This is a genomic window from Croceicoccus hydrothermalis, assembly GCF_022378335.1.
GTDB classification, from domain to species: Bacteria; Pseudomonadota; Alphaproteobacteria; order Sphingomonadales; family Sphingomonadaceae; genus Croceicoccus; species Croceicoccus hydrothermalis.
This window is the reverse complement of the sequence record NZ_JAIQCI010000014.1, coordinates 115,957-141,393: the sequence shown is the minus strand read 5'-3', so window position 1 is coordinate 141,393 and position 25,437 is coordinate 115,957. Positions and strand designations below refer to the sequence as shown.

Genomic DNA, 25,437 nt, shown 5'->3' with positions numbered 1-25,437 from the left:
CGGCCATGCCACCCGTTTCGCGCCGATGGCAAGGGCCGCGTGCGACACCGGTGCGGGCGCATGCCCTCTCCAATGGAGTAGCTTCCCGGCTATCGCTGGCGTTCACGTCGGAATTTGCCTAATCAGCGGGGTAGATTCACCATTGGAGAACCCGGTCATGAAGGACATCTACGTTGTTTCCGCCGCACGCACCGCCATCGGCACGTTCGGCGGCGCCTTCAAGGAAGCGAAGCCCGGCGATCTTGGCGGGAAGGTCATCACGGCGGCTCTCGAACGCGCGGGGCTGTCCCCTGAAACGGTCGGGCATGTGGTGATGGGCAATGTCGTCCCGTGCGAACCCAGCGACGCCTATGTCAGCCGCATCGCCGCGGTCGAGGCCGGAATCCCGCACGAGGCGCCCGCCATGACCGTCAACCGGCTGTGCGGTTCGGGGCTTCAGGCGATCGTGTCGGCGGCGCAGATGATCGCGCTCGGCGATTGCGAGATTGCCGTCGGCGGCGGGTGCGAGGTGATGAGCCGGGCGCCCTATTTCATGACCGGCGCGCGCTGGGGCATGAAGATGGGCGACGGCACGGTAAAGGACGGCATGCTGGGCGCGTTGCACGACCCGTTCCACGAATATCACATGGGCATGACGGCGGAAAACGTCGCCGAAAAATATGGCATCACGCGCGAGATGCAGGACGAACTCGCCGCCGAGAGCCAGCGCCGCGCCGCCCACGCGATCGAGCAGGGCTGGTTCAAGGACGAGATCGTGCCGGTCGAGGTGCGCCAGGGCCGCAATGTCGCGACCTTCGACACCGACGAACACGTCAAAGCGGGCACGAGCGCGGACAAGCTTTCGGGCCTTCGCACCGTGTTCAAGAAGGAAGGCGGCACCGTGACCGCGGGCAATGCATCGGGCATCAACGATGGCGCCTCCGCCGTGATCCTCGCCAGCGAGGCCGCGGTGAAGGAGCATAACCTCACCCCGATGATGCGGCTCGTCGCCTATGGCCACGCAGGTGTCGACCCGCAATACATGGGCATCGGCCCCGTCCCTGCGACGAAGATCGCGCTGAAACGTGCGGGGATCGACAAGGACATGCTCGACGTGATCGAATCGAACGAGGCTTTCGCCGCGCAGGCCTGCGCCGTGGTCAATGAAATGGCGTTCGACAATGCGAAGGTGAACCCCAACGGCAGCGGCATCTCGCTCGGCCATCCGATCGGTGCGACAGGCGCGATCCTGACGACGAAGCTCGCCTATGAAATGCGGCGGCAGAAGGCGAAGATGGGCCTTACCACCATGTGCATCGGCGGCGGTCAGGGCATTGCCGCGATCTGGGAAAACGTGAGCTAGACCGCGCGTTCACCATGGGAACGACAAGGGCGGCATCCGTGTCCGGGTGCCGCCCTTTTTCATGCGTCTGCGTCAAATGCGCCGCGATCAGGCGAAGATGTCGCTATCGGCGGATTTCTGAATCGGGTTGGGCACGGGAAGCTGGCTGTCCTTGCAGGCGCGGTCGATCTCCGGCTCCGCTTCGGGGCGGTATTCGCCGCTGCCCATCATGCGCGCCATCATGGTGATCGGCCACATCCACATTTCCATCCACGCCGCCAGCATCGGCATGCCCATGTCGGTCGGCAAATGTTGGAAAGGGGTTTGCGTATCGCGTCTGTCGGCCATGTCTCGCTCCCACGGCCCCGGTTGCGTGTATCGGGTCTGGATCTTTGGGGCCACCATGGCAAAGCGTGAAGGCCCAAACGGTTCCGGTCAATCTGCGCGGTGGGTTTCGTACCACAGGCAATGATTGACGACCGGGCATCGCTCGCAAAGCGGGCTGCGCGCGCGGCAGATCCGTTTGCCGAACTGAATGAGCCAGAAATGCCCGTCGTGCATCGCCCAGTCGGGGGCCCGTTCCTCCAATTGCGCCGCGGTGCGGTCGGCGCTCTTCGCATCGGTCAGCCCGATACGGTTGCAGACCCGGTGCACGTGGGTGTCGACCGCGATCACGTCGCGCCCGAAGGTGAAGGACAGCACGATATCGGCGCATTTTCGCCCGATACCGGGCAGAGCCATCAGCCCCGCGCGCGTGTCGGGCACGGTCCCGCCATGCCGGTCGAGCAGCGCCGTGCAAAAGGCGCGGATATTGCGCGCCTTCATGTTGTAAAGGCCGCACGGGCGGATCGCATCGACGATGGCCGCATCCTCAAGCCGCAGCATCTCCTCCGGCGTTTCGGCCAATCTGAACAGCGCACGCGCCGCAGCCGCCGTATTCCGGTCGAGCGATTGCGCCGACAGCATGCAGGAGATGCAGGACCGGAAGGCGTCGGGCTGACCCTTCGGTCCCTTCGCGTCGCTGGTGCGGCCCGGCATCGCATCGGCCAGTCGGCGGAACACGGTTTCGACCTCTGCTTCGGGGATCAGTGCCATTGGATCGTCAATGGTCGGTGGCGGGGCAGGTTCCGTGCCTTGTCGGCCGCCGGCGGATCATACCGCCGCAATGACGCCCCGCGTCATTACGAGTCTGGCGTTTTGCGCTTCGCTATCGCTCGCGAGTGACGCCGCCGCAATGACGCCCCGAGTCATTACGAGTCTGGCGTCACTCCCATTCGATCGTGCCGGGGGGCTTGGACGTGTAGTCGTATACCACGCGGTTGATGCCCTGCACCTCGTTCACGATGCGCGTGGCGGTCGCCGACAGGAACGCGCTGTCGAACGGGTACACGTCCGCCGTCATGCCGTCGGTGCTCGTCACCGCGCGCAGGGCGCACACGCTGTCATAGGTGCGGCTGTCGCCCATCACGCCGACGGTCCGCACGGGAAGCAGCACCGCGAACGCCTGCCAGATCGCATCGTAAAGCCCGGCGTTGCGGATTTCCTCAAGATAGATCGCGTCCGCCTTGCGCAATATGTCGCATCGTTCGCGCGTCACCTCGCCCGGAATGCGGATGGCGAGGCCCGGCCCCGGAAACGGATGGCGCCCGACGAACACATCGGGCAGGCCGAGTTCGCGGCCAAGGTCGCGCACCTCGTCCTTGAACAATTCGCGCAAGGGTTCGACAAGGCGCATGTTCATGCGTTCGGGCAGGCCGCCGACATTGTGGTGGCTCTTGATCGTGACGCTCGGCCCGCCGGTAAACGACACGCTTTCGATGACATCGGGGTAGAGCGTGCCCTGCGCGAGGAAATCGGCGCCGCCGATCTTTTTCGCCTCATCCTCGAACACGTCGATGAAGGTCTTGCCGATGAACTTGCGCTTGGCTTCCGGGTCGGTGACGCCTTTCAATCCGTTCAGGAACAACGCCGACACGTCACGGTGCACCAGCGGGATGTTATACGCCCCCCGGAAGAGCGAGACGACCTGCTCCGCCTCCCCCATGCGCATCAGGCCATGATCGACGAACACGCAGGTCAGCTGATCGCCGATCGCCTCGTGAATGAGCACGGCGGCGACGGCGGAATCGACCCCGCCCGACAGGCCGCAGATCACCTTGCCGTCGCCGACCTGTTCGCGGATTTCGGCGATCTTGGTGCGCCGGAACTCCGCCATGGTCCAGTCGCCGGCACAGCCGCAGACATGGCGCACGAAATTGGCGATCAGCCGGCCGCCGTCGGGCGTGTGAATAACCTCGGGGTGGAATTGCGTGCCGTAGAAACGACGCTTTTCGTCCGCGATCACGGCGAAAGGCGCGCCGTCGCTGGCTGCCACGATTTCGAAACCGGGGGCGAACTCGGTCACCTTGTCGCCGTGGCTCATCCACACCTGATGCCGTTCGCCGACCTGCCACAGCCCGTCGAACAGGGCGCATTTTTCCGTCACGGTAAGGAACGCGCGCCCGAATTCGCCGCCCTCGCCCGTTTCGTGGCCGGGCCGCACCTCGCCGCCGAGCTGCTTCGTCATGACCTGCTGCCCGTAACAGATGCCGAGGATGGGGATACCCGCCTCGAACAGTTCCTGCGGCGCGCGGGGGCTGCCTTCGCCGGGCACGCTCGCGGGGCTGCCCGACAGGATGATGCCGCGCGGCTTCATCCGGGCGAACGCCTCTGCGGCCTGCGTAAAGGGGGCGATCTCGGAATAGACGCCCGCCTCGCGCACGCGGCGCGCGATGAGCTGCGTGACCTGGCTGCCGAAATCGACGATCAGGATGGTGTCGTCGGTGGTCGAATCTGTGAGTGTGTCGGGCATGGGCGGGCGATAGAAAGCCGTCCCGCATCTGTCCAGCGCGGGGTGCATGGGATTTCCGCGGTCGGCACGATTGCGAAAGTTGCAATCAACAATGTTACTTTCGCATTTGCGATTGTAACCGCGGTATCATAAATGCCCCCTCGTCGGGCGGCGGCGCCCTGTTCCCCCCAGTCCCCAACGGGGCACGCACCGGGAAGACCCCCAAGTTTCCGGTCCCGCCGCCCTTCACCTTTTGGGAACGGATGCACTGAAGGCTTTCATGCCAACAGGAGACACTCCATGCGAAATATCGCTCTCAATCTCGTCGGTCCGCTTTGTGGTGTGATCGTCGCGGCTTCGGCCAGCGGGCTGTTCTTTACCGCCACGCTGATCTGACCGTTACAAAAACCTGCCGCCCCGCCCCGGATCGCCGGGATGCGGGCGGCGGGTTTTTGCCTATCCGCCGATATTGCCCAGCACCAGCGCGAGGATAAGCCCGAGCGCGGTCGCCACCCCGGCGAGATGCTTGTCATCCTGATAGGCCTGCGGGAACACCTCGGTCGCGAGGCTGGCGACCACCGCGCCCGCCGCGAAACAGCGGATGAAGGCCAGCACCCCCTCCCCCACCGTGTCGAGCAGCAGATTGCCCGCCAGCGCGGCCAGCGACAAAAGCCCCGCCGTCGCCGCCCAGATGCCCAGTATCCGCAGTTTCGAGCGCCCGCCATGCGCGGCCATCTCGCGCGCGCTGCCCGCCGCCTCCGGCAGGTTGGAGAGCAGGATCGACCCCGCGAGCGCCGCGACCTCGCCAACGCCCGCCCCGATGAGCGCCACGCCCAGCGCGAGATTTTCCGGTATTCCGTCAAGCGTGATCGCGGCGAGCAGACCGCCGCCCGAATCCGGCCCCCAATATTCGTCGATGAGGTAATCGACCACGGCAAACACCACCGCGCCCGCAGCCACGCCCATCATCGCCATGGCGAGCGAGCTTCGCTCCACCGACGGTTCGACCAGTTCGGTCACCAGCGACAGCACCAGCGCCCCGCCCGCCAGCGCCACCAGAAACGCGCGCGTGGTATCGCCCATGCGGCCGTAAATGCCCCATGCCGCGCCCGCGATGAGCGCGGCCGATACCGCCAGCACCACCAGAAGCGTCATCATCATCGCGTCTCTCCTGCCCGCGCCTGCGTGGCGCATGTCGTGCCCGGTTGTGGAAAACAAGGGGTTTTGCTTGGGAAATCGGGCACCGCGGGCTATATGATGACGATGGCAGAAAACACCAATGAAGATACCGGCGCGCCCATCGGCGAAACGCCGGAAACCGCGCCCGAAAATTCCGGTTCGGCGATCGCCGCCGACGCCGCCACCACGCGGCAGGTGCAGCGCGGCGAATATGGCGCGGAATCGATCAAGGTTCTCAAGGGTCTCGACGCGGTGCGCAAGCGTCCGGGCATGTATATCGGCGATACCGACGATGGCTCTGGCCTGCACCACATGGTGTTCGAGGTGTCGGACAACGCCATCGACGAGGCGCTGGCCGGTCATTGCGACCGCGTGCTGATCGAACTTCACCCCGATGGCAGCGTGTCGGTCGACGACAATGGCCGCGGCATCCCCACCGATATCCACCGCGAGGAAGGCGTGTCGGCGGCCGAGGTCATCATGACGCAGCTTCACGCCGGCGGCAAGTTCGAGAACACGACCGACGACAATGCCTACAAGGTGTCGGGCGGTCTGCACGGCGTGGGCGTGTCGGTGGTGAACGCGCTGTCGGAATGGCTGGAGCTGACCATCTGGCGCGACGGCAAGGAACACTGGATGCGGTTCGAGCATGGCGATACGGTCGAACCGTTGAAGGTGGTCGGCGATGCGCCGCTCAACGATAAGGGCGAACCGCGCAAGGGCACGCGCGTCACTTTCAAGGCCAGCGACGAGACGTTCAAGAACGTGCTGGAATATGATTTCGACCGGCTGGAACATCGCTATCGCGAGCTGGCGTTCCTGAACTCCGGCGTGCGCATCATCCTGCGCGACCGGCGGCATGAGGATGTGGCCGAACACGATCTGTATTACGACGGCGGCATCGGCGCCTTCGTCCAATATCTCGACCGGAACAAGACCGCGCTCATCCCCGAACCCATCGCGATTTCGGCGGATCGCGACGGCATCGGGATCGAGGTCGCGCTGGAATGGAACGATTCCTATTACGAGAACGTGCTGTGCTTCACCAACAACATTCCGCAGCGTGACGGCGGCACGCATCTGGCCGCGTTTCGCGCCGCGCTGACCCGTACGCTGAACGGCTATGCCGACCGGTCGGGGCTGATGAAGAAGGAGAAGGTCTCGCTCACCGGCGAGGATATGCGCGAGGGGCTGACCGCGATCGTATCGGTGAAGCTGCCCGATCCGAAATTCGGCTCGCAGACGAAGGACAAGCTGGTTTCTTCCGAAGTGCGTCAGCCATTGGAAAGCCTGATGGCCGACAAGATGAGCGACTGGCTGGAGGAAAATCCCGCCAATGCGAAAACCATCGTGCAGAAGATCGTCGATGCCGCCGCCGCGCGCGAAGCGGCGAAAAAGGCGCGCGAACTGACCCGTCGCAAGGGCGCGATGGACATTGCCAGCCTGCCCGGCAAGCTCGCCGATTGCCAGGAACGCGATCCCACGAAATGCGAACTTTTCCTGGTCGAGGGCGATTCCGCCGGCGGTTCGGCGAAACAGGGACGCGACCGCAAGATTCAGGCGATCCTGCCATTGAAGGGAAAGATCCTGAATGTGGAACGCGCACGGTTCGACCGGATCATCTCGTCAAAGGAGGTCGGCACGCTGATCCAGGCGATGGGCACCGGCCTGCGCGATGAATTCAACATTGAAAAGCTGCGCTATCACAAGATCGTCATCATGACCGACGCCGATGTCGATGGCGCGCATATCCGCACGCTTCTGCTCACCTTCTTTCAGCGGCAGATGCCCGAGATCGTGAAGGAAGGGCATCTCTATATCGCGCAGCCGCCACTCTATAAGGTCGCGAAGGGCAAGTCGGAGGTTTACCTCAAGGACAATGACGCACTCGACCGCTATCTGATCGAGGCGGCATTGACCGGGCGCGTGCTGGAAACGCGGGGCGGTGCGCGAAGCGGCGCCGATCTTGCCACCATCGTGGAGCAGGCGCGCCGGTTCAAGAGCACGCTGGCCTTCGCGCCCAATCGTTATGACCCCACCATCGTCGAGGCGCTCGCGCTTTCGGGGGCGCTGACGCCGGGGCTGGATGCGGATGCGCGCGGGGCGGCGCTCGACGCGACGGCAGCCTGGATGCAAAGCCTCGACCCCGAGGCGAAATGGTCCGCCTATCAGACCGGCGAAGGCTATGCCGTGGACCGCGTGTGGCGCGGCGTCACCGACCATCATCCCATCGATGCGAAGTTCCTCGACAGTGCGGAGGCGCGCAAGCTGGCCTCGCTCGCCGCGCTTCAGAAGGACATCTACGAAGCCGGTGCGCAATTGGTGAAGGCCGGCGCCGAGAGCGAGGACGACGACAGCGCGAGCGCGAAGGGCGCGCATATCAACCGCCCGACGCAATTGCTCGAACAGATCTTCGCCATCGGGCGCAAGGGCCTGTCGATCCAGCGGTACAAGGGGCTGGGCGAGATGAACGCGGATCAGCTTTGGGAGACCACGCTCGACCCCGACAATCGCGCATTGTTGCAGGTGAAGGTGGAGGACGCCGACGTCACCGACGAGATCTTCACCCGGCTGATGGGCGATGTCGTCGAACCGCGCCGCGATTTCATTCAGGACAACGCGCTGAACGTCGCCAATCTCGATATCTGATCGGCCTGCCCGTTCCCCCGCCCGCCTCGTGGCGGTGGGCGGAACGGGCGGCGCTTTTCTCGGTTGTGCGGGTAAACCCCAATCGAAGGAAAACGAATATGACGACCAATACGGCAACCGCACAGTACAAGGGTCTTGGCAAGGACGGGCTAGGCCATGTCGCCACGAAGAGCGGATCGGTTGATGCGCCCTATGGCTTCAACACGCGGTTCGAGGACAAGCCTGGCACCAACCCCGAGGAAATGATCGCCGCCGCCCACGCGTCCTGCTTTACCATGGCCACCAGCTTCGCGCTCGCCAAGGCGGGCTATGAAGATGGTCAGCTCGACACGCAATGCACCGTCACGCTGGAAAAGGATGGCGACGGGTTCAAGGTTTCGAAATCCGCACTGTCGCTGACGGCGAAGGTCGAGGGGCTTGCGCAGGACAAGTTCGAGGAAATCACCGACGGGACCAAGGCCGGCTGCCCCATTTCCAAACTGCTCGATTGCGAGATCACGCTGGAGCGGACGCTTCAATCTTGAGCCAGCGTTCCAAGATTCTTTTCGTCTGCCTCGGCAACATATGTCGCTCTCCGCTCGCGGAGGCGGCATTCCGCGCCGAGGCGGAACGGGCCGGGCTCGATGCCGAGGCGGATTCGGCAGGCACCGGCAACTGGCACGTCGGCGACCCGCCCGATCCCCGCGCGATCGAGCAGGCCAGAATGCACGATATCGACATCAGCGCGTACAAGGGGCGACAGGTGACGGAGGATGATTTCCGCCGGTTCACCCATGTCTTCGCCCTCGACGAAGCGAATTTCGAAGTGCTGGAATCCATTCGCCCCGCCGATGGCACCGCGAAACTCGGCATGTTGATGGACGTGGTGCCGGACAAGCGCGGACAGCCGGTGGCCGATCCCTATTTCGGCGATGCCGACGGGTTCGTGACCACCTGGAACGACGTGCACGAAGCGGCCCGCGCCCTGGTCGCGCAATTGCAGGGATGAGCCCCGCCGAACGGGCGGTGGGATGCCTGCTGGACGAAACGCCCGCGGCGATGCGCCCGCTTTCGGGCGGCGATCTTTCCGCCGTCTTTTGCGTCACGATGCCGGACGGCGCGCGTGTCATTGCGAAACAGGCCGGCAATGTCGCGGCGGAGGCGGACATGCTGCGCCGGATGGGCACGACCGGCGTGCGCGTGCCCGATGTCATCGCTTGCAAGGGTAAGTGGATGATCCTTTCGCACGTCGATGGCACGGGCCGGCTTGACGCCGCGGCGTGGGACGACCTTGCCGCGCAATTGTCGCTGCTGCACCGGCCCACGGGCGAGCCTTACGGCTGGGACCGGGACCATGCGTTCGGCGCGGTCGGTATCGAAAATGCACGCGGCGACGACTGGCCGCAATTCTGGGCGGAGCGGCGGCTCCGGCCGCACATCCCGCATGTCGCGGCGGCGCTCGCGCGCAGGATCGACGCGCTTTGCCACCGGATGGGTGACATCCTGCCCGCACGACCCGATGCGGCCCTGCTCCACGGCGATCTGTGGGGCGGCAATGTCATGGTGGGCGGCGACGGCGGCTGCACACTGATCGATCCGGCCTGTTACATCGGCCATCGCGAGGTCGACTGGGCCATGCTGACGCTGTTCAATTCGCCGCCGGACCGGTTTTTTGCCGCCATGGCGCCCGAACCGGGTTGGCGCGCGCGGCTGGGCTGTCACCGCTTGTGGCCGTTGCTCGTCCATCTGCGGCTTTTCGGGGCATCCTATCGCGGCGGGGTGGAACGGGAATTGTCGCATCTTGGCGCGTGAGAGTCATTGCACGGTCAGATTGCCGCGCTAAACCGCGCGGCATGACACGCATTCTTCTCGCCGCGAGCGCCGCGCTTGCCCTCACCGCCTGTGCGACGGTGCCGCAATCTTCGTCCGATTCATCGACCGCGCCGGTGACAGTGCGGATCGTCGGGCTGAACGATTTCCACGGCAATCTGGAGCCGCAGCCCCGCCCGCTCGTCGTGACGACGCCCGACGGCCGGACCCGCAGCCTGCCCGCAGGGGGCGCCGCCTATCTCGCCAGCGCGGTGAATACGCTGCGTGCGCAGGACGATTACAGTCTCGTCATTTCGGCCGGCGACCTCATCAGCGCAAGCCCGCTCGCCTCCTCGCTTTTCCTCGATGAACCCACGATCGGCGCGATGAACCGCATCGGGCTGGACTTCAATGCGGTCGGCAATCACGAATTCGACCGGGGTGCGGACGAATTGCGCCGCATGGCGAATGGCGGGTGCGACGTGCATACATTGCGCACGCCCTGCGCGGTGGAGCCGGATTTCAAGGGCGCCGATTTCGGTTTCCTCGCCGCGAATGTCGCGACGGCGGACGGGGGCACGCTGTTCCCCGCCTATGCCATGCGCCGGTTCGGCAGCGGGGCGGAGGAGATCGCCGTCGCGGTCATCGGCCTCACGCTCGAAGGGACGCCCTCGCTCGTCAGTCCGGGCGGGGTCGCGGGTCTGACCTTCCGCGACGAGGCGGAGACGATCAACGCACTCATCCCCGGAATCGAGGCGGAGGGCGCCGATGCGATCATCGTGTCCATTCACCAGGGGCTGGTCAATTCCGAAGGGTTCGACGACGGGGATTGCGGCGCGTTGTCGGGGGATCTTCGTGCCATATTGGACCGGCTCGATCCGCGCGTCGATCTCGTCCTGTCGGGGCATACACACAATGCCTAATGTCTGCGATTATGGCAAAGTCGATCCCGCCCGCCCGTTCTGGGTGACGAGCGCGGGGTCGCGCGGGACGATGCTGACCGATATCGCGCTTTCCATCGACACCGCGAACGGCACCGCGCAGGTGGTCGATGCGCATAATATCGTGGTGCAGAATGCCGATGGCGCGGAACGCGATACCGCCCTTCCCGCCTTTGCCGCCGACACGGGGATCGCCGCCTATGTCGCGCGCTATGTCGATGCGGCGCGCGCCGCCTCGGAACGGGTGGTGGGGCAGCTTTCGGGGGCGCTGGACACCCGGACGCTGGGCCTCGTCATCGCCGATGCGCAGCTTGCCGCGACACGCGAGACAGGGGCACAGATCGCCTTCATGAATGCGGGCGGGGTGCGCGCGCCGATCACGCCGGGCGCGGATAATGCCGTGACCTTCGGCGATATTTACACGAGCCAGCCATTCGGCAACACGCTGGTCACGAAAACCTTCACCGGGGCGCAATTGCTCGCCATTCTGGAGCAGCAGTTTCGCGGGGACGAGGCCGCAATCCTGTCGGTGTCGGACGGGTTCTCCTACGGCTTCGACCGCGCGGCGGCGGAAGGGCGACGCATCATGAACCCCACGCTCGACGGCCGGGCGATCGACCCCGATGCCGCCTATCGCGTCACGATGAACAGCTTTCTCGCAGGTGGCGGCGATGGTTTCACCGCATTCGAAGAGGGCCGGGACACGGTGATCGGGCCGGTCGATGTCGATGCGCTCGAACGCTGGATCGCGGCGAAGGAGATGGCCGTCCCCACGCGCGACAGGGTGCGCGACCTCACCCGGCGTTAGGCGGTCGCCGCTGCGCCCGACAGCGGGGCGGATCCCGGAACTTCGGAACGATAAACCTTTCTGTTCGCTTAATCGTCATGCGCAGACAGTCCTGCGCGGCGAAAAGGAGGACAACCCATGGCTGAAATTCCCGTCGAGAAAAAATCATCGAAATCGTGGCTCTGGATATTGCTGGCCCTGATTTTGGGTGCGCTGATTCTGTGGTGGATTCTGGCGGATGACGATGACGACGTCGAGATGCTGACGACCGATACCGAAGTTACGGAAACAATCGATACGGCGACGCCGACGATGGCCTCGGAAATGACCATCGCCGCTATCGCCGCCAATCCGCAGAACTATATCGGGCAGGAATTCACTGGCGAAGTCGACGTCGGCGGTCCGCTGACCGATCGCGGTTTCTGGGTCGAGAACGATGGCGCGCGCGTCTTTGCGCTCATCATCGACGAACCGCGCGAAGTCCCGCTCGACATCAATCCGGGTCAGCGTCTCAGCATTTCGGGTGGCACCATCCGCGAAGCCGGCGCGATGACCGATGTGGAGGGCGTTCCCCTCGACGAAGACACGCGCAACGTGCTGGCCGATCAGGACGTGTTCATGATCGTCGACGAGGCGAACATCGACATTCTCGAAGAAGCCTGAACGCCGCACACACGCGAAACCAAAGGATAAGCACCATGCATGACAACGACCGTTTCGGAGAGCTGGAAGAACTCAGTTCCTGGCAGCTCGTCCATGACAATCAGGACATTCGCGGCCGTAATGTCGTCGACCCTGCCGGCGCAAGCTATGGCAAGATCGACGACATGCTGGTCGACAAGAACCACGAACATGTCGCCGCCGTCCGGCTCGAGGATGGGCGCATCGTGTCCGTCGACAGCCTGGAGATCACCGACAATGCCGTGATCTACCACGATGGCGGGGCCGCATCGCGCGCCGATTACGCGAAGGTGCGCCGCCCGGTCTGAACCCCGGACGCGTCAATGATGGCCACATGAACGGGGCCGGGAGTGCACACCATGCATTCCCGGCCCCTTCTTCATGCCAGGCCGGTCACGCGGCGACGTCATTGTCGCCGCGCCGAATGGGGAGTGCTTCCTTGAACGTATTGGTGACGTAGGGGAACGGGATCTCGATCCCCGCATCGTCCAGCCCGCGCTTGATCGCCATGACCACGTGATGCTTTACCTCGCGCATGTCGCGCGGCTTGGACTCGCTCCACCACTGCACCTGAAAATCGATGGAGCTGGAATTGAATTCGCGCGCGAAGATCAGGATCGGCTTGTCGGTGATGATCCCCTCGATCCCCTCGAACGCCTTGCGAATGACGGCCTCCGAGCGTTCGAGATCGCTGTCGTAGGACACGCCGACGATCAGCTCGTCACGCCGCATTTCGGCATCGGTGAGGATTTTGACGGCATTCTTGAAGATCATCGAATTCGGCATGATCGTCAGCTCGTTCGTCAGCTGCCGGATATGCGTTTCGCGCAGGGTAATGTGTTCCACCCGGCCCATCACGCCTTCAACCTCGATGATGTCGCCCATGCGCATCTTCTCGCGCAGCATGATGAGCACGCCGGCGAGGAAATTCTCGAAGATATCCTGAAACGCGAAACCGACGGCCAGAGCGCCCACGCCCAGCCCCGCGACAAGCCCCGCCGGATCGAGCCCCGGCAGCATGATGGTCATCGCAATCATGATGCCGATGATCCAGATCGCAAGCCGGACAAGCGTTTCGACAAGGTTCTGAAGGCTCGGGCGCAGGTGGGTCCGGCCGGTCAGCTTGTCGGCGATCCGCACGGCAAAGCGCGCCACGATCCAGGTGATGAGCAGCACGATGAGCGCCACCGCAAGGTTCGGCAGGGCGGCCACCACCCCGCGCACCATGCCGTTCACCTGTTCCTGCAAGGTTTGCACGTAATTCATTGCGGGGCGTCCTGTCCGTAATCGTCGTTCATCGCCGGTTTGTTAAGCGCAGCCGCCCCCCAAACACAAGCCGCGACCGCCGCCCATGAGGAGCGCACGAAAAAAGGGGATCGAAACCCGTGGCTCCGACCCCCTTTTCAAGGACAGGTTCGTGTCGCTTACCAGGCCATCTGGAACCCGGCGCGTCCACCGACCTCGCCGCTGTCGAAGCCGACGCCGACGCCTGCCGAAACGGCCGTATTGGAACCGACCCGTGCCGCAAAGGCCGCCGAACCGGCAACGCGTTCCTGAAAATAGCCGAGACCGCCCGATACGCCGAAATTGGTGCCCGGCATCAGGATCGGCGATTCCATGGCCAGCGCCATCGCCACGCCTTCGTTCGCCTTGCGAATGTCGCGGCGATTGACTTCGTTCAGATCGAACAGTTGCGAGGTCTGTCCCTGCAACTGCGTGATGGAGGCGGTATTGGCGCCGATCGCGGCGGTATTGGTGCCGATGGCCGCCATGTTCGCCTGTACGTCGGAGAAGCTGGCGAGATTGCTCATCCCCGCCGGCGACACGCTGGTGCCGAGCGTTCCGTTGGCATCGGCGGTGACGAAGGCAAGCGGCCCTGTCTGCGATGCGGTGCTGTCGCCGAGCGAGGCGACCACGACCTGTCCGGCGTTGGTCGCGGTCGCGCCATTGCCGATCGCGACCGAGTTTTCGCCCGATGCGACGGCCTCGTTGCCCATCGCGACGGCGCCGTCACCGGTCGCAGACGCCGCCTCGCCGACCGAAACGGAGCGCACGCCGCTCGCTTCGGCAAGATGGCCGAGCGCGGTTGCCCGCTCCGCGGTCGCCTCCGCGCGCCAGCCATAGGCGGTCGCACCCGGCCCCGCGGCCGTGGCCTGACCGCCGACGGCGGTTGTCGATGGGCCGGTTGCGGTCGTCGCCATGCCGTCCGCGCCGTCACGATTGCCGCCGATGGCGATCGCATCGCCGCCGTCGGCCACGGCGGTATTGCCGATCGCGATGGCGTTGCTGTCGGATGCGGTCGCTTCCTCGCCAACCGAAACGGAGCGAACGCCGCTCGCTTCGGCAAGATGGCCAAGCGCGGTCGCACGTTCCGCAGAGGCCGAGGATTGCCAGCCATAGGCGGTCGCACCCGGACCGGTGGCAACGCTTTCCCCACCAACCGCAGTCGTCGAATTGCCGTTCGCCGCCGCAGTGTCGCCGATGGCCAGCGCATCGGTGCCGTTCGCGACAGATTCGTTGCCGATTGCGGTTGCAAAGCCTGTCTGCGCATCGGCATTTTCCCCGACCGCAAGCGAACGTTCGCCCTGTGCCGTGGCCAGGTGGCCAAGCGCGGTCGCGCGTTCCGCCGTCGCTTCCGCGCGCCAGCCGAAGGCGGTTGCGCCCGGTCCGGCCGCCGTCGACTGTCCGCCGACCGCCGTTGTGGACGGGCCGGCCGCCGTGGTCGCCATGCCGGCGTCACCGTCACGATTGCCGCCGATGGCGATGGCATCGCCCCCATCGGCGACGGCAGTATTGCCGATGGCGATGCTGTTCGTGCCCGATGCGATGGCGTCCTCTGCCGCGGCGAAGCTCTGCGCACCCGAAGCGGTCGTCTGATGCCCGACGGCGGTGGCCATCATGCCGGTCGCCTGCGACTGCCAGCCCAGCGCCGTTGCGCCCGGCGTGGTGGCGTCGCTTTCGCCGCCGATCGCAACCGTGCTCGGCCCGGTGGCCGTGGCGGGGTTCGCGCCCTCGTCGTCGCTGCCGATGGCGACGGCATCTGTGCCGGTCGCAACCGCGCCATTACCGACGGCGGTCGCGCCTTCCGCCGTGCCGGTGGTGGCATCGGTGCCGCATTCCGTGCTCTGCGCATTCGCATCGTTGCAATCCGGCGTGGCATCGGCCTGCGCCGTGGCGGCAAGAGCAAGAGTCGCGCTTCCGGCCATGAAAGCGAGCGTCAGTTTGCGATGGACATAAGATTTCATTGTCGTTCCTCGTTTTGTCGTATTTCCGACTCAAACCGGACCATATGATGTGACCGCGGCTTACAGTTGATAAGAATGTTAAGAAAAAGAACACCGCACGTGGCGCATTACCGGGTGCCCGCAATGCTGCGACCATCCGAAAAGCAATATTCAATGATGCGGACGCCCTTTTTTCTTGAAGCCGACTTTCGTGCCAGCCACAGGATATACGGTTCACTCTCAAAAAAGATGCAGGCAATTCAAAAACTTTTTACCAACACTTGTTGAAATGTTGAAACAAAAGTTCACAAACCTATGCATCGGCTTCGTTCGCGACGATGCAAAGGAACGCATGCACCGCCCGGCGCGTTGCCATGGCGAGACATTCAAAAACATTCACCAAACTGGGGACATCACATGAAACAGATCACTCTCGCCCTGCTCGCCGGGTCCGCATTCGCCATGGGCGGTTGCGCCACGTTGAACGAGGCTGCGGACGATATCGGCCTGTCCGACGAAACCGCGACCGCGACGCTGCGCACCGCCGACGGCACCGATGTCGGCACGGTTACGACCATGCCGATGAACGGCGGCATCCACGTGATGGTAAACGCCTACAACATGCCCACCGGCACGCATGGCGCGCATATCCACACCACCGGACGCTGCGATGCGCCCGATTTTTCGAGCGCCGGCGGCCACTGGAACCCGACCAATGTTCCGCACGGCACGATGAACGATGACGGCGTCGCCCATGCCGGCGATCTGCCCAATCTAGTGATCGGCGCCGATGGCAGCGGTTCGATCGACGCGATGGCGCCGGTCGGTACGTTCGATGCGATGTTGTCCGGGGACGGTTCGGCATTCATCATCCACGCGAATGCGGACGATGGCGTCAGCCAGCCGAGCGGCGATGCCGGGTCGCGTATCGCGTGCGGCGTGCTGCGCCGGACCGACGCGATCTGACCCTCGCTCCTATTCCGGCACGACGGCCCGCCTCGCGCTATTCGGCGCGGAGCGGGCCTTTTGCATTGGCGAGCACCGATGTCGCCGCGACCCATGCGGCGACATTCTGCCGCAATTGCGCAGGGTCGATCTTGTCCAGCGTATCGTCGGCGGTGTGGTGCAATTCGAAATAGCGCGTGCCATCCTGCTGAAGGTCGATGACCGCCATGTCGGTGGCCGCGATGATCGCCCCGATGTCGGCACCGCCGCCCGCCTCGGCCGAACCGCGCGCCACGCCGAGCGGCGCGACCAGCCCGGCGATCCGGTCGGCGAGCGCCGCATTCAGTCGCGCCGTATCCATGCGCCAGATGCGGTCGGCGCCGAAATCGCTTTCATAGGCGACGCCATGCGGCTCGTCCCCGTGCGATGCGGCATAGGCCTTGCCGCCCCACACGCCGACTTCCTCCGCGCCTGCGAACAATACGCGAATGGTGCGCAGCGGCTGCCCCTGCGCGGCGACGCCCTTTGCCGCGGCGGCGGCAATGCCGCAGCCCGACGCATCGTCGATGGCCCCTGTGCCCAGATCCCAACTGTCGAGATGGCACGCCAGCAGCACCAGCGGCAGCGACGGATCACGCCCCGGAATTTCCGCGATCACATTGCCCGATCGCATCTCGCCAAGCTGTTGCGGCGTCAATGTCAGGCGCAGCACGAGGGGCGTTCCCGCGGCGTCGGCGCGACGGGCCATGCGTTCCAGGTTTTCGGCATCGGGCACGGACAGCGCGGCGGCGGGGATCGGGTCCTGCCCCTCGGCAAAGCCGGTGTTGCCGGTGTGCGGCATCCGGTGCGTGTCGGTGCCGACCGATTTGATCACCGCGGCAATCGCCCGCTTGCGCGCGGCGAGCGCCGGCCCGGTCCAACGCGCCGGCCCTGCAAAACCATAGCTCGACCCATCCTGCGCGGGGCGCATCTGATGGCCGATATAGGCGATCTTGCCGGCAAGGCTGCCTTCGGGCGCGGCGGCGAGCGCGGCGTAATTCTCGAACGCGACGATCTCCGCCTCGATACCCTGCGCCCCGGTCGATCCGCTATTGCCGAGCGCGGTCAGGTGCAGCGGCTGTGCGAAAGGTGACACGATTTCCGCCGTTTCGGCGCCGCGCACCCAGGTCGGCATGGTATAGGGTTCGTCGCGCACGTTGGAAAAGCCATTCGCGCGCAGCCAGCGGACCGCCCATTCGCGCCCGCGTGCCTCTGCCGGGGTGCCGGCCTGGCGGGGACCGACTTCGGTCGTGATGCCTTCGACGAAATCCATCGCGATGTCATCGCCGTCCATGGCGGCGTCGCGCGCGGCGGCAATGCGCGCATCGGCCCCGTCGAGGGCCGCGGCGGGCACGAAGACCTGCGCAGTGGCGGCGGAGGGGGCGATGCCGGCAAGGGCAAGCGGGGCGATGGCGGCGAAAGCGGCGAGCGTTGTCCTGTTCATGGTTGCAAGCGATACCGCCGCCGCCCCCGCTTGCCAAGCCGCTTGCCACAGCGGGCGCGGCTTGTGCGCGGGCCTTGCCCTTCCCCCCGCTTCGGCTTATCTGCGATCGAGAAATTTTTCCCATACGACCGCTATTTCCCCAAAGGACGACTGATGGCCGCCCAATACGCATTCGTCATGAAGAACATGACCAAGACCTTCCCCGGCGCGCAGAAGCCCGTGCTGTCCGATATCAACCTGCAATTCTATCAGGGTGCGAAGATCGGCATCGTCGGCCCGAACGGCGTCGGCAAATCGACATTGATGAAGATCATGGCCGGCATCGACACCGATTACACGGGCGAGGCATGGCCGGGCGAGAATATCACCGTGGGCTATCTGCCGCAGGAACCGCAACTCGACGAGAGCAAGACCGTCCTTGAAAATGTGAAGGATGGCGCGCGCGAAACCGCCGACATGGTCGATCGCTTCAACGCGATTTCGGCCGAGATGGGCGATCCGCAGGACGACACCGATTTCGATGCCCTGATGGAAGAGATGGGCACGTTGCAGGAAAAGATCGACGCCGTCGATGGCTGGACCCTCGACAATCAGCTCGAGATCGCGATGGAGGCGTTGCGCTGCCCGCCGGGCGACTGGTCGGTGGAAAGCCTTTCGGGTGGTGAGAAGCGCCGCGTGGCATTGACCCGCCTGCTTATCCAGAAGCCGTCGATCCTGCTGCTCGACGAGCCGACCAACCACCTCGATGCCGAAAGCGTCGAATGGCTGGAAAATCACCTCAAGGAATATGAGGGCGCCGTGCTGATGATCACGCACGATCGCTACTTCCTCGACAATGTGGTGGAATGGATCCTCGAACTCGATCGCGGCAAATATTTCCCGTACGAGGGCAATTACTCCACCTATCTGGAGAAGAAGGCCAAACGCCTCGGACAGGAGGAGCGCGAGGAAAGCGGGCGGCAGAAGGCATTGTCCCGCGAACTCGAATGGATCCGGCAGACGCCTGCCGCGCGTCAGACCAAGTCCAAGGCGCGTATCCGCAAGTTCGAGCAGCTTCAGGAATCGCAGGGCGATCGCAAGCCCGGCAAGGCGCAGATCGTCATCCAGGTGCCCGAACGTCTCGGCTCCAAGGTGATTGAGGCGAACAACATCACCAAGGCCTATGGCGACAAGCTGCTCTTCGAAAACCTGTCCTTCACCCTGCCGCCGGGCGGGATCGTCGGCGTGATCGGGCCGAACGGCGCGGGTAAGTCGACCTTGTTCAAGATCCTCACCGGCAAGGAAACCCCGGACGAGGGCACGGTCGAGATCGGCGACACGGTGCATCTGGGCTATGTCGATCAGAGCCGCGACCATCTCGACCCCAAGCACAATGTCTGGGAAGAGATTTCCGACGGGCTCGACTACATGCAGGTCAACGGGCACGACACCTCGACCCGTGCCTATGTCGGGGCGTTCAATTTCAAGGGCGCGGATCAGCAGAAGAACGTCGGCAAGCTGTCGGGTGGTGAGCGCAATCGCGTCCACATGGCCAAGATGCTGAAGCAGGGCGGCAACGTGCTGCTGCTCGACGAGCCGACCAACGATCTCGACGTGGAAACGCTGGGCGCATTGGAAGAGGCAATCGAGAATTTCGCCGGTTGCGCCGTGGTCATCTCGCACGACCGTTTCTTCCTCGACCGGCTGGCGACGCATATCCTCGCGTTCGAAGGTGACAGCCATGTCGAATGGTTCGAGGGCAATTTCGAAAGCTACGAAGAGGACAAGCGCCGCCGTCTGGGCGATGCGGCGGACCGTCCGACCCGGCTGGCGTATAAGAAGCTCAGCCGCGACTGACGCCATTGCGAGGGATGCAGAAGCGCCGCGCTCCCCATGCCGGGGGGCGCGGCGTTTTTGTTGGGGGCCTGCGCGGATCAGCCGGCCGGTTTCGCCACTTCGTCCTTTTCGGCAGACGGCATGAAATCCTCCGCCAGCGCGTGATAGAGCCGCTTGCGACACACGAGCGACCCGGCCCAGTCGGCAAACAAAGCCGCAGCGAACAGCGGCAGGATAAGCCCGATATTCCCCGTCGTCTCGGTCAGGATGATGACCGCGGTCAACGGCGCCCGCACGACGCCGGTGAAATAGGACACCATGCCCAGCATCACGATGGCGCCGATCGCGCTATCGGGAAACAGCAGCGACAGCCATTGACCGAAGCCTGCCCCCACCGCCAGCGACGGCGCGAAGATGCCGCCGGGAATACCGCTGAGGCTGGTGAACAGGGTCGCGGCGAATTTCGCCGGGCCGAGCCACGGGTTCGCCTCCGTCCCCATGAGCAGCAGGCGCGCCGGTTCATACCCCGTGCCCCACGTCGCCCCGCCCGTCGCGATGCCGAGCATGGCAACCACGATCCCGCATGCAAGGGCGAACAAGACCGGCCGCCGCCCCAGCGCGCCCGCCCGCACCCGCGCCCGCAGCGTCAGCAGCAACCGCGAAAACCCACCGCCCAGCGCACCACCGACCAGACCCGCCAATGGCGCGGCAATGAGCACCGTATGCAGCGGCAGCGAAGCGCCCAGCTCCCCGAAATAGACGTAATTACCGGCCAACCCCTGCGCCGTGATGCCCGCGATGATGACCGCCCCCATGACGAGCGCGGCCATGCGCTGTTCATAGGCCACGGCGAGTTCCTCGATCGCGAAGGCAATCCCGGCCAATGGCGTGTTGAACGCTGCCGACACGCCCGCCGCGCCCCCGGAAATCAGCACGCCGCGTCGCATCGCCGCCCCGGTCAGTTGGTGCGTGCCGGTCATGATCGCGGCGCCAAGCTGCACCGTCGGCCCCTCGCGGCCGACCGATGCACCGCCGAACAGGGCGAGTACGGTCAGGCCGATCTTGGCCAGCGCGGTCTTTACGGAAAAAAGCTGATCGGCGCGGGCATCGTCACGGCGGATCGCGGCCAGCACCTGCGGTATGCCCGACCCGCCCGTTTCCGGCGCGAACCGCCATGTCATCCACGCACATAACGCAAAGATCGCGGGCGTCAGCGCCATCGGGGCCTAGGGCCAGCGCCCGGCCAGCATCTCGAACCGGTGAAGCGCGAAATCGCCCGCCCATGCAAAGCCCAGCGCGACGAGACCGATCGCCACCGCACCCGCCAATGTGGCGATCCTGCGCCGCCAGTCGCCCGTCTCGACCGCCGAGACGCGGCGAACGAGCGAGGGAGGGATCAGCCGGGGGAGCATGGCATCCGCCTAGCGGGCGATGCGCGAGAGGTCTAGCCAGCTTCGCGCCCCTGTTGCGCCGATGGCGGCGCGGCCCGCGGTCACGCGGTCCGGCAGGCCTCCATTGCCTCTGCGGCGAGCGCGGCGAGGCGGGGAAAATCTTTCGCGCGGTCCTGCGCCTGCGCGCTGGCGGCGGTACCGCGGATGACGCGCCCCTTTATCCCGTGAAAGATCGCAGCGAGGCGGAAGAAGTTAAACGCGATGTAGAAATCCCAGTTCGCGATCCGCTCGCGCCCCACGCGCCTGCAATAGGCCGCGACATAGTCCGCCTCGCTCGGGATGTTGAGAGCGGCGGGGTCGGCACCTTTCAGCCCGGCGACAATATCGGGCGGCATCCGGTACATCATCGCATTATAGGCAAAATCGGCGAGCGGATGACCCAGCGTCGACAATTCCCAGTCGAGCACGGCCAGCACGCGTGGTTCGCTGGGATGAAAAATCATATTGTCGCAGCGCAGATCGCCGTGGACGATGGCGGTTTCGTCGCCCGGCGGAATATTGTCCGGCAGCCATTCGATCAGCCTGTCCATGTCGGCATCGCGGCCCGCCTTGTCATCCGCCAGATATTGTTTCGACCACCGGCCGATCTGTCGCGCGAAATAATTGCCGGGCCGGCCGTAATCACCGAGACCGACGGCGGCGTAATCCACCGTGTGCAGATCGGCGAGAACGGCATTCATCGCGTCAAAATAGGCGGGCCGTTCATGCCGCCCGACATCCGGGAACGTCGCGTCCCAGAAGATGCGCCCCTCGACCATTCCCATGACGAAGAACGCGGTGCCCAGCACGGCATCATCCTCGCACAGGGCGTAGATATGCGGCACGGGAAAGCCTGCCTTGCCGAGGCCGGTCATCACCGCCGCCTCCCGCTCCACCGCATGCGCGCCCTTCAGCAACTTGCCCGGAGGCTTGCGGCGCAGGACGTAATCGCGCGACGGCGTCGACAGGCGGTAGGTCGGGTTCGATTGCCCGCCCTTGAACTGCGCGACCTGCAATGGCCCGGCAAAGCCATCGACATGCGACTCCATCCATACGGCCAGCGCGTCACGGTCGATCTCGTAACCCTCCCGCACGGCGGTGGTGCCGGTGTTCTGTTCGGCGACGTTGCTCATATCGTCCTCAATGGGCGAGCCTTTGTTCTCTTGCCGTGCGGTGCGCTTTCTTGATCTTCTTCGCGAGCGACCATTTGTGCACCTCGGTCGGCCCGTCATAGATGCGGAACGCGCGGATTTCGCGGAACACCTGCTCCACGATGGTCTTGTCCGTGACGCCGGTGCCGCCCATCACCTGCACGCAATTGTCGGCGATCCGCATCAAGGCTTCGGATACGGCAACCTTGGTCATGCTGCTTTGGGTGGTGCCGAGATCGCCTGTGTCGAGCACGCTCGCGCACCAGTAGATCATGAGTTCGGCCTGTTTTATGTCGATCTGGTTCTGCGCGAGCATGAAGCCAACGCCCTCGTGATCGACCAGAGGCTTGCCGAATGCCTGACGCTCGCATGCATATTCGCTGGCGATTTCATGGCTGCGGATGCACGCGCCGAGCCAGCGCATGCAATGCGACAACCGTGCAGGAGAGAGCCGGACCTGCGCATATTTGAAACCGTCGCCCGCATTGCCCAGCATCTGTTCGCCCGGCACGCGCAGGTCGTCGATGACGACGGTCGCATGGCCGCCGGGCATGGAGCTGTCGATGGTGTTGGGCACGTGGTCGATGCGGATCGCATCGTTGGGCAGATCGACGAGGAACATGCAAGCGCCCCCCTCGCTTTCCGGGTCGGTCGATTTCGCCATGACGATCCCGACCTTCGCGCCATCGGCCCCGGTAATGAACACCTTGCGCCCGTTCACCACCCATGCGTTGCCGTCCTTGCGGCATGTGGTCTTCATCATCGAGGGATCGGAACCGGCCCCGCCCCATTCGGCAGGCTCGGTCATGAAGAACGCGGACCGCGCCTCCCCCGTCTTCAACTGTTTCAGGAAACGGTCTTTCAAAAAGTCGCTGCCCACATGGCCGAGCAGATACATGTTCCCCTCATCCGGCGCACAGGTGTTGAGCGCCAGCGGTCCCAGCGGCGACAGCCCCGACCGGATCAGCACATAGGCTGTCTCCACCTGCGAAAGATGCGAGCCGTCCTCCATGATATGCGGCGTCATCAATCCGGCCTCGCGCGCCTTGGCCCGCATGTCCTCGACCAGCGCATTCGTCGGGACGCCATGATGGTCGCGCCTTGGATCCTGTTCGTACGGGGCAATCGTTTCGCGCACGAATGTCTCGACACGCCTGCCGATGTTGCGGGCACGATCGGAAATGGTAAAAAGCGGGTTGTCGTCCAGCGTGTCGGTCATCAATTCCCGGCTTTCTTCGTAGCATCGGCGGCGGCGGTCAGCGCGGTGGGGTCGAAATAATAGGGTTTGATCTCGCTCACCTTTCCGTCGCGGATGGTGAAACGTTCGCACAATTCGGCGGGCTTCAACCCGGGCTGTGCGAAATGCATGCGCGCGATATTGATCACGTAATCGCCGCCGACGGTTTGCCCCAACTGTTCCAGTTCGGCGATGTCGAGCGAGGTGAACACGTCGTTGTACAGTTCGCGAAGCGCCGTCTTGCCGCGATACTCCCCGGCCATGGGCACGCAATCGGCCTCGTAGATGACAAGGTCGTCAGTCAGCATGGATTCCGCCCTGTCCCAGTCGCCCGAGCCGGTTGCGGCGAAAAGGTCGCTAACCAGCTTGGCCGCATCTTCGTTCGTCATTGTCGCTCTTCCCGTGTCGTATATCGGTGCCTGATTGTCGGCGATGGGGCGATGCGCCGTCAGCTATCGGAATGAATAGCCTGCCGCCCGGCCTTCGCCCCGCTATGAGAAGCAGGAAACGGGAGAGACAGCACATGGTCGCACCGAACCTGCCGATCCGGCAGATCGCCTATTTCTGCGCCGACGTCCGGGACAGTGCGGCGCGGCACCATGCGCGTTTCGGATCCGGGCCGTTTTTCGTTGCCGACAACATTGCGCTGCGCCATTCGCGGCACCGGGGCGTCGACGCCCCGCTCGACCACAGCTCCGCCTATGGCCAATGGGGCGATGTCATGGTCGAGTTCGTGCAGCAGCACAACGATGGCCCGTCCGCCTTTCGCGACATGTATCCCGCGCAGGGCGCGCGTTTCGGCCTGCATCACGTCGCGGTCTTCGTCGACGATCTCCCCACGGCGATGGGGGCATGGCAGGACGCCGGCCACGACATCGCTTTTTATGGCGAGATGAACGACGGGTTCGGCTTTGCCTTTGTCGATACGCGGGACGTGTACGGACATATGGTCGAGCTTTACGAAGGGCGCGAACAATTGACCGGTTTTTATGATTTCGTACGCCGCAGCGCGCAGAACTGGGACGGTAGCGACCCCGTCCGCCCCATCCGTTTCAAATAGAGCGACAGGAATTACCCTATGAGCCACAGCTGGCACGATCTTATTGCAGAAGACGAATTTCCCGAGGACGGCAAGCTCGCGACGAAGATCGCCGGCTGGTACGTGCTAACGGCGAAGACGGAGGACGGGTATAGCGCGGTCAACGACCGCTGCACGCATCAGGCCGCCCTGCTTTCAGGCGGACGCATTCGCTGCGGGGCGATCATGTGTCCGCTCCACGGCGCGCGTTTCGATGTGGAAACCGGGCGGTGTATCGGCGGTGCCTATCCCTGTCTTCGCATGTTCGAGACTGAGGTGACGGATGGCATGATCAAGGTGTGCATCCCCGATGAAAAGCCCGGCATGGAAGAATTGCCCGTATCGACAGGCTGATCCGCGAAGGATCGCGGCAGCCTGCCCATAGAGGCAGGTTCGCATCGCGGCATGCGCGTCCTAACCTGACTTTACGGGTGCGCGCCGTCCGGGCCGCGCCGATAATGGGGAGAGACAAGCCATGCCATTTACCGGACCGCTCGAGGATCGCATCGCCATCCGCGAGCTGATCGACACCTATGCCGACGCCGTGACGCAGCGCGACCCCGAAACATGGGGCGCGACCTGGGCCGAGGATGCGCACTGGACCATGCCGGACTACCCCGAATTTCCCGCTCAGACGGGCCGCGAAAACATCGTAAAGCTGTGGACCGAGGCCATGGGCCATTACCCCGGCATCATTTTCGAGGCCTATTGTGGCAGCATCGAGGTCGACGGCGATACGGCGAAGGTGCGTGCCTACACCTCTGAAGTGTACGATCAGGACGGCGTCACAAAACGCGATCGCGGCGAATATGACGACGAATGCGTCAAGATCGACGGTCGCTGGTATTTCCAGCGGCGCGCGTTCCGTAACATTCACCGCCAGGGCTGAACCCAGGCG

Annotated in this window: 26 protein-coding genes; 14 read left to right on the top strand and 12 right to left on the bottom strand. The window is 64.4% G+C overall.

Annotated features, from left to right (window positions below):
• Positions 1–157: 157 nt before the first annotated feature.
• Positions 158–1,342, top strand: a complete 1,185-nt coding sequence (locus K4G67_RS10085; RefSeq protein WP_239806253.1) for an acetyl-CoA C-acyltransferase family protein — start codon at positions 158–160, stop codon at positions 1,340–1,342.
• An 87-nt stretch (positions 1,343–1,429) separates the two neighbouring features.
• Here K4G67_RS10085 and K4G67_RS10080 read toward each other — a convergent pair whose 3' ends face one another.
• From K4G67_RS10080 to K4G67_RS10065, 4 genes are all read right to left on the bottom strand, one after another.
• Complete coding sequence (locus tag K4G67_RS10080; protein WP_239806252.1) at positions 1,430–1,669, bottom strand: hypothetical protein; 240 nt, start codon at positions 1,667–1,669, stop codon at positions 1,430–1,432.
• An 87-nt stretch (positions 1,670–1,756) separates the two neighbouring features.
• On the bottom strand, positions 1,757–2,416 hold the full coding sequence (locus K4G67_RS10075) for an endonuclease III domain-containing protein (RefSeq protein WP_239806251.1): 660 nt from the start codon (positions 2,414–2,416) through the stop codon (positions 1,757–1,759).
• A 169-nt stretch (positions 2,417–2,585) separates the two neighbouring features.
• Positions 2,586–4,172, bottom strand: coding sequence for a glutamine-hydrolyzing GMP synthase (gene guaA, locus K4G67_RS10070; RefSeq protein WP_239806250.1), 1,587 nt, complete (start codon positions 4,170–4,172; stop codon positions 2,586–2,588).
• Positions 4,173–4,607: 435 nt separating this feature from the next.
• Positions 4,608–5,369: a ZIP family metal transporter gene (locus K4G67_RS10065; protein ID WP_239806249.1), complete on the bottom strand. Its 762-nt coding sequence runs from the start codon at positions 5,367–5,369 to the stop codon at positions 4,608–4,610.
• Positions 5,370–5,414: 45 nt separating this feature from the next.
• On the opposite strand from K4G67_RS10065, the gene gyrB reads away from it, so the two are divergent.
• The 8 genes from gyrB to K4G67_RS10025 all read left to right on the top strand — a co-directional run bounded on the left by gyrB (position 5,415) and on the right by K4G67_RS10025 (position 12,484).
• On the top strand, positions 5,415–7,979 hold the full coding sequence (gene gyrB / locus K4G67_RS10060; RefSeq protein ID WP_239806248.1) for a DNA topoisomerase (ATP-hydrolyzing) subunit B: 2,565 nt from the start codon (positions 5,415–5,417) through the stop codon (positions 7,977–7,979).
• Positions 7,980–8,077: 98 nt separating this feature from the next.
• Complete coding sequence (locus tag K4G67_RS10055; protein ID WP_239806247.1) at positions 8,078–8,503, top strand: OsmC family protein; 426 nt, start codon at positions 8,078–8,080, stop codon at positions 8,501–8,503.
• A complete protein-coding gene (locus tag K4G67_RS10050) occupies positions 8,500–8,967 on the top strand; it encodes a low molecular weight protein-tyrosine-phosphatase (protein WP_239806246.1) in 468 nt (155 codons plus the stop codon). The genes K4G67_RS10055 and K4G67_RS10050 overlap by 4 nt, the downstream gene beginning before the upstream one ends.
• On the top strand, positions 8,964–9,770 hold the full coding sequence (locus K4G67_RS10045; protein ID WP_239806245.1) for a fructosamine kinase family protein: 807 nt from the start codon (positions 8,964–8,966) through the stop codon (positions 9,768–9,770). The genes K4G67_RS10050 and K4G67_RS10045 overlap by 4 nt, the downstream gene beginning before the upstream one ends.
• Before the next feature lie 41 nt (positions 9,771–9,811).
• A complete protein-coding gene (locus K4G67_RS10040) occupies positions 9,812–10,690 on the top strand; it encodes a metallophosphoesterase (RefSeq protein ID WP_239806244.1) in 879 nt (292 codons plus the stop codon).
• Positions 10,683–11,516, top strand: coding sequence for a bifunctional metallophosphatase/5'-nucleotidase (locus K4G67_RS10035; protein ID WP_239806243.1), 834 nt, complete (start codon positions 10,683–10,685; stop codon positions 11,514–11,516). Before K4G67_RS10040 ends, K4G67_RS10035 begins: the two co-directional genes overlap by 8 nt.
• A 117-nt stretch (positions 11,517–11,633) precedes the next feature.
• A complete protein-coding gene (locus K4G67_RS10030; RefSeq protein ID WP_239806242.1) occupies positions 11,634–12,158 on the top strand; it encodes a hypothetical protein in 525 nt (174 codons plus the stop codon).
• Between the two features lie 35 nt (positions 12,159–12,193).
• A complete protein-coding gene (locus tag K4G67_RS10025) occupies positions 12,194–12,484 on the top strand; it encodes a PRC-barrel domain-containing protein (protein ID WP_239806241.1) in 291 nt (96 codons plus the stop codon).
• Between the two features lie 85 nt (positions 12,485–12,569).
• On the opposite strand, the gene K4G67_RS10020 is transcribed toward K4G67_RS10025, so the two are convergent.
• Positions 12,570–13,442, bottom strand: a complete 873-nt coding sequence (locus K4G67_RS10020) for a mechanosensitive ion channel family protein (protein ID WP_239806240.1) — start codon at positions 13,440–13,442, stop codon at positions 12,570–12,572.
• 158 nt (positions 13,443–13,600) lie between these two features.
• Positions 13,601–15,421 carry a hypothetical protein gene (locus K4G67_RS10015; RefSeq protein WP_239806239.1) on the bottom strand — a complete coding sequence of 607 codons (1,821 nt, stop codon included), beginning with the start codon at positions 15,419–15,421 and terminating at the stop codon, positions 13,601–13,603.
• A gap of 396 nt (positions 15,422–15,817) precedes the next feature.
• Between K4G67_RS10015 and K4G67_RS10010 the strand changes: the two genes are divergently transcribed.
• A complete protein-coding gene (locus K4G67_RS10010; RefSeq protein WP_239806238.1) occupies positions 15,818–16,366 on the top strand; it encodes a superoxide dismutase family protein in 549 nt (182 codons plus the stop codon).
• Between the two features lie 37 nt (positions 16,367–16,403).
• Here K4G67_RS10010 and K4G67_RS10005 read toward each other — a convergent pair whose 3' ends face one another.
• A complete protein-coding gene (locus tag K4G67_RS10005; protein ID WP_239806237.1) occupies positions 16,404–17,828 on the bottom strand; it encodes a M28 family peptidase in 1,425 nt (474 codons plus the stop codon).
• 153 nt (positions 17,829–17,981) lie between these two features.
• Here K4G67_RS10005 and ettA point away from each other — a divergent pair, with 153 nt between their 5' ends.
• Complete coding sequence (ettA, locus tag K4G67_RS10000) at positions 17,982–19,664, top strand: energy-dependent translational throttle protein EttA (RefSeq protein ID WP_239806236.1); 1,683 nt, start codon at positions 17,982–17,984, stop codon at positions 19,662–19,664.
• Positions 19,665–19,741: 77 nt separating this feature from the next.
• Here ettA and K4G67_RS09995 read toward each other — a convergent pair whose 3' ends face one another.
• The 5 genes from K4G67_RS09995 to K4G67_RS09980 all read right to left on the bottom strand — a co-directional run bounded on the left by K4G67_RS09995 (position 19,742) and on the right by K4G67_RS09980 (position 23,850).
• Entirely contained in the window at positions 19,742–20,863 is a 1,122-nt protein-coding gene (locus K4G67_RS09995) for a chloride channel protein (protein ID WP_338026423.1), read from the bottom strand.
• A 6-nt stretch (positions 20,864–20,869) separates the two neighbouring features.
• Positions 20,870–21,055, bottom strand: coding sequence for a hypothetical protein (locus tag K4G67_RS17675; protein ID WP_338026422.1), 186 nt, complete (start codon positions 21,053–21,055; stop codon positions 20,870–20,872).
• Positions 21,056–21,135: 80 nt separating this feature from the next.
• The gene (locus tag K4G67_RS09990) at positions 21,136–22,206 is read right to left on the bottom strand and encodes a phosphotransferase (RefSeq protein WP_239806235.1); all 1,071 of its coding nucleotides are present in this window, start codon (positions 22,204–22,206) and stop codon (positions 21,136–21,138) included.
• Between the two features lie 7 nt (positions 22,207–22,213).
• The gene (locus tag K4G67_RS09985) at positions 22,214–23,443 is read right to left on the bottom strand and encodes an acyl-CoA dehydrogenase family protein (protein WP_239806234.1); all 1,230 of its coding nucleotides are present in this window, start codon (positions 23,441–23,443) and stop codon (positions 22,214–22,216) included.
• Positions 23,443–23,850, bottom strand: a complete 408-nt coding sequence (locus K4G67_RS09980) for a nuclear transport factor 2 family protein (RefSeq protein ID WP_239806233.1) — start codon at positions 23,848–23,850, stop codon at positions 23,443–23,445. The genes K4G67_RS09985 and K4G67_RS09980 overlap by 1 nt, the downstream gene beginning before the upstream one ends.
• Positions 23,851–23,984: 134 nt before the next feature.
• On the opposite strand from K4G67_RS09980, the gene K4G67_RS09975 reads away from it, so the two are divergent.
• From K4G67_RS09975 to K4G67_RS09965, 3 genes are all read left to right on the top strand, one after another.
• Complete coding sequence (locus tag K4G67_RS09975) at positions 23,985–24,521, top strand: VOC family protein (protein WP_239806232.1); 537 nt, start codon at positions 23,985–23,987, stop codon at positions 24,519–24,521.
• 18 nt (positions 24,522–24,539) lie between these two features.
• A complete protein-coding gene (locus K4G67_RS09970) occupies positions 24,540–24,893 on the top strand; it encodes a Rieske (2Fe-2S) protein (RefSeq protein WP_239806231.1) in 354 nt (117 codons plus the stop codon).
• 121 nt (positions 24,894–25,014) lie between these two features.
• Positions 25,015–25,428 carry a nuclear transport factor 2 family protein gene (locus K4G67_RS09965; RefSeq protein ID WP_239806230.1) on the top strand — a complete coding sequence of 138 codons (414 nt, stop codon included), beginning with the start codon at positions 25,015–25,017 and terminating at the stop codon, positions 25,426–25,428.
• Positions 25,429–25,437: the final 9 nt, after the last annotated feature.

Coding starts and splice junctions, on each gene's coding strand:
- K4G67_RS10085 (WP_239806253.1), top strand. CDS start 158: ATGAAGGACATCTACGTTGTTTCCGCCGCACGCACCGCCATCGGCACG.
- K4G67_RS10080 (WP_239806252.1), bottom strand. CDS start 1,669: ATGGCCGACAGACGCGATACGCAAACCCCTTTCCAACATTTGCCGACC.
- K4G67_RS10075 (WP_239806251.1), bottom strand. CDS start 2,416: ATGGCACTGATCCCCGAAGCAGAGGTCGAAACCGTGTTCCGCCGACTG.
- guaA (WP_239806250.1), bottom strand. CDS start 4,172: ATGCCCGACACACTCACAGATTCGACCACCGACGACACCATCCTGATC.
- gyrB (WP_239806248.1), top strand. CDS start 5,415: ATGGCAGAAAACACCAATGAAGATACCGGCGCGCCCATCGGCGAAACG.
- K4G67_RS10055 (WP_239806247.1), top strand. CDS start 8,078: ATGACGACCAATACGGCAACCGCACAGTACAAGGGTCTTGGCAAGGAC.
- K4G67_RS10045 (WP_239806245.1), top strand. CDS start 8,964: ATGAGCCCCGCCGAACGGGCGGTGGGATGCCTGCTGGACGAAACGCCC.
- K4G67_RS10040 (WP_239806244.1), top strand. CDS start 9,812: ATGACACGCATTCTTCTCGCCGCGAGCGCCGCGCTTGCCCTCACCGCC.
- K4G67_RS10035 (WP_239806243.1), top strand. CDS start 10,683: ATGCCTAATGTCTGCGATTATGGCAAAGTCGATCCCGCCCGCCCGTTC.
- K4G67_RS10030 (WP_239806242.1), top strand. CDS start 11,634: ATGGCTGAAATTCCCGTCGAGAAAAAATCATCGAAATCGTGGCTCTGG.
- K4G67_RS10025 (WP_239806241.1), top strand. CDS start 12,194: ATGCATGACAACGACCGTTTCGGAGAGCTGGAAGAACTCAGTTCCTGG.
- K4G67_RS10020 (WP_239806240.1), bottom strand. CDS start 13,442: ATGAATTACGTGCAAACCTTGCAGGAACAGGTGAACGGCATGGTGCGC.
- K4G67_RS10015 (WP_239806239.1), bottom strand. CDS start 15,421: ATGAAATCTTATGTCCATCGCAAACTGACGCTCGCTTTCATGGCCGGA.
- K4G67_RS10010 (WP_239806238.1), top strand. CDS start 15,818: ATGAAACAGATCACTCTCGCCCTGCTCGCCGGGTCCGCATTCGCCATG.
- K4G67_RS10005 (WP_239806237.1), bottom strand. CDS start 17,828: ATGAACAGGACAACGCTCGCCGCTTTCGCCGCCATCGCCCCGCTTGCC.
- ettA (WP_239806236.1), top strand. CDS start 17,982: ATGGCCGCCCAATACGCATTCGTCATGAAGAACATGACCAAGACCTTC.
- K4G67_RS09995 (WP_338026423.1), bottom strand. CDS start 20,863: ATGGCGCTGACGCCCGCGATCTTTGCGTTATGTGCGTGGATGACATGG.
- K4G67_RS17675 (WP_338026422.1), bottom strand. CDS start 21,055: ATGCTCCCCCGGCTGATCCCTCCCTCGCTCGTTCGCCGCGTCTCGGCG.
- K4G67_RS09990 (WP_239806235.1), bottom strand. CDS start 22,206: ATGAGCAACGTCGCCGAACAGAACACCGGCACCACCGCCGTGCGGGAG.
- K4G67_RS09985 (WP_239806234.1), bottom strand. CDS start 23,443: ATGACCGACACGCTGGACGACAACCCGCTTTTTACCATTTCCGATCGT.
- K4G67_RS09980 (WP_239806233.1), bottom strand. CDS start 23,850: ATGACGAACGAAGATGCGGCCAAGCTGGTTAGCGACCTTTTCGCCGCA.
- K4G67_RS09975 (WP_239806232.1), top strand. CDS start 23,985: ATGGTCGCACCGAACCTGCCGATCCGGCAGATCGCCTATTTCTGCGCC.
- K4G67_RS09970 (WP_239806231.1), top strand. CDS start 24,540: ATGAGCCACAGCTGGCACGATCTTATTGCAGAAGACGAATTTCCCGAG.
- K4G67_RS09965 (WP_239806230.1), top strand. CDS start 25,015: ATGCCATTTACCGGACCGCTCGAGGATCGCATCGCCATCCGCGAGCTG.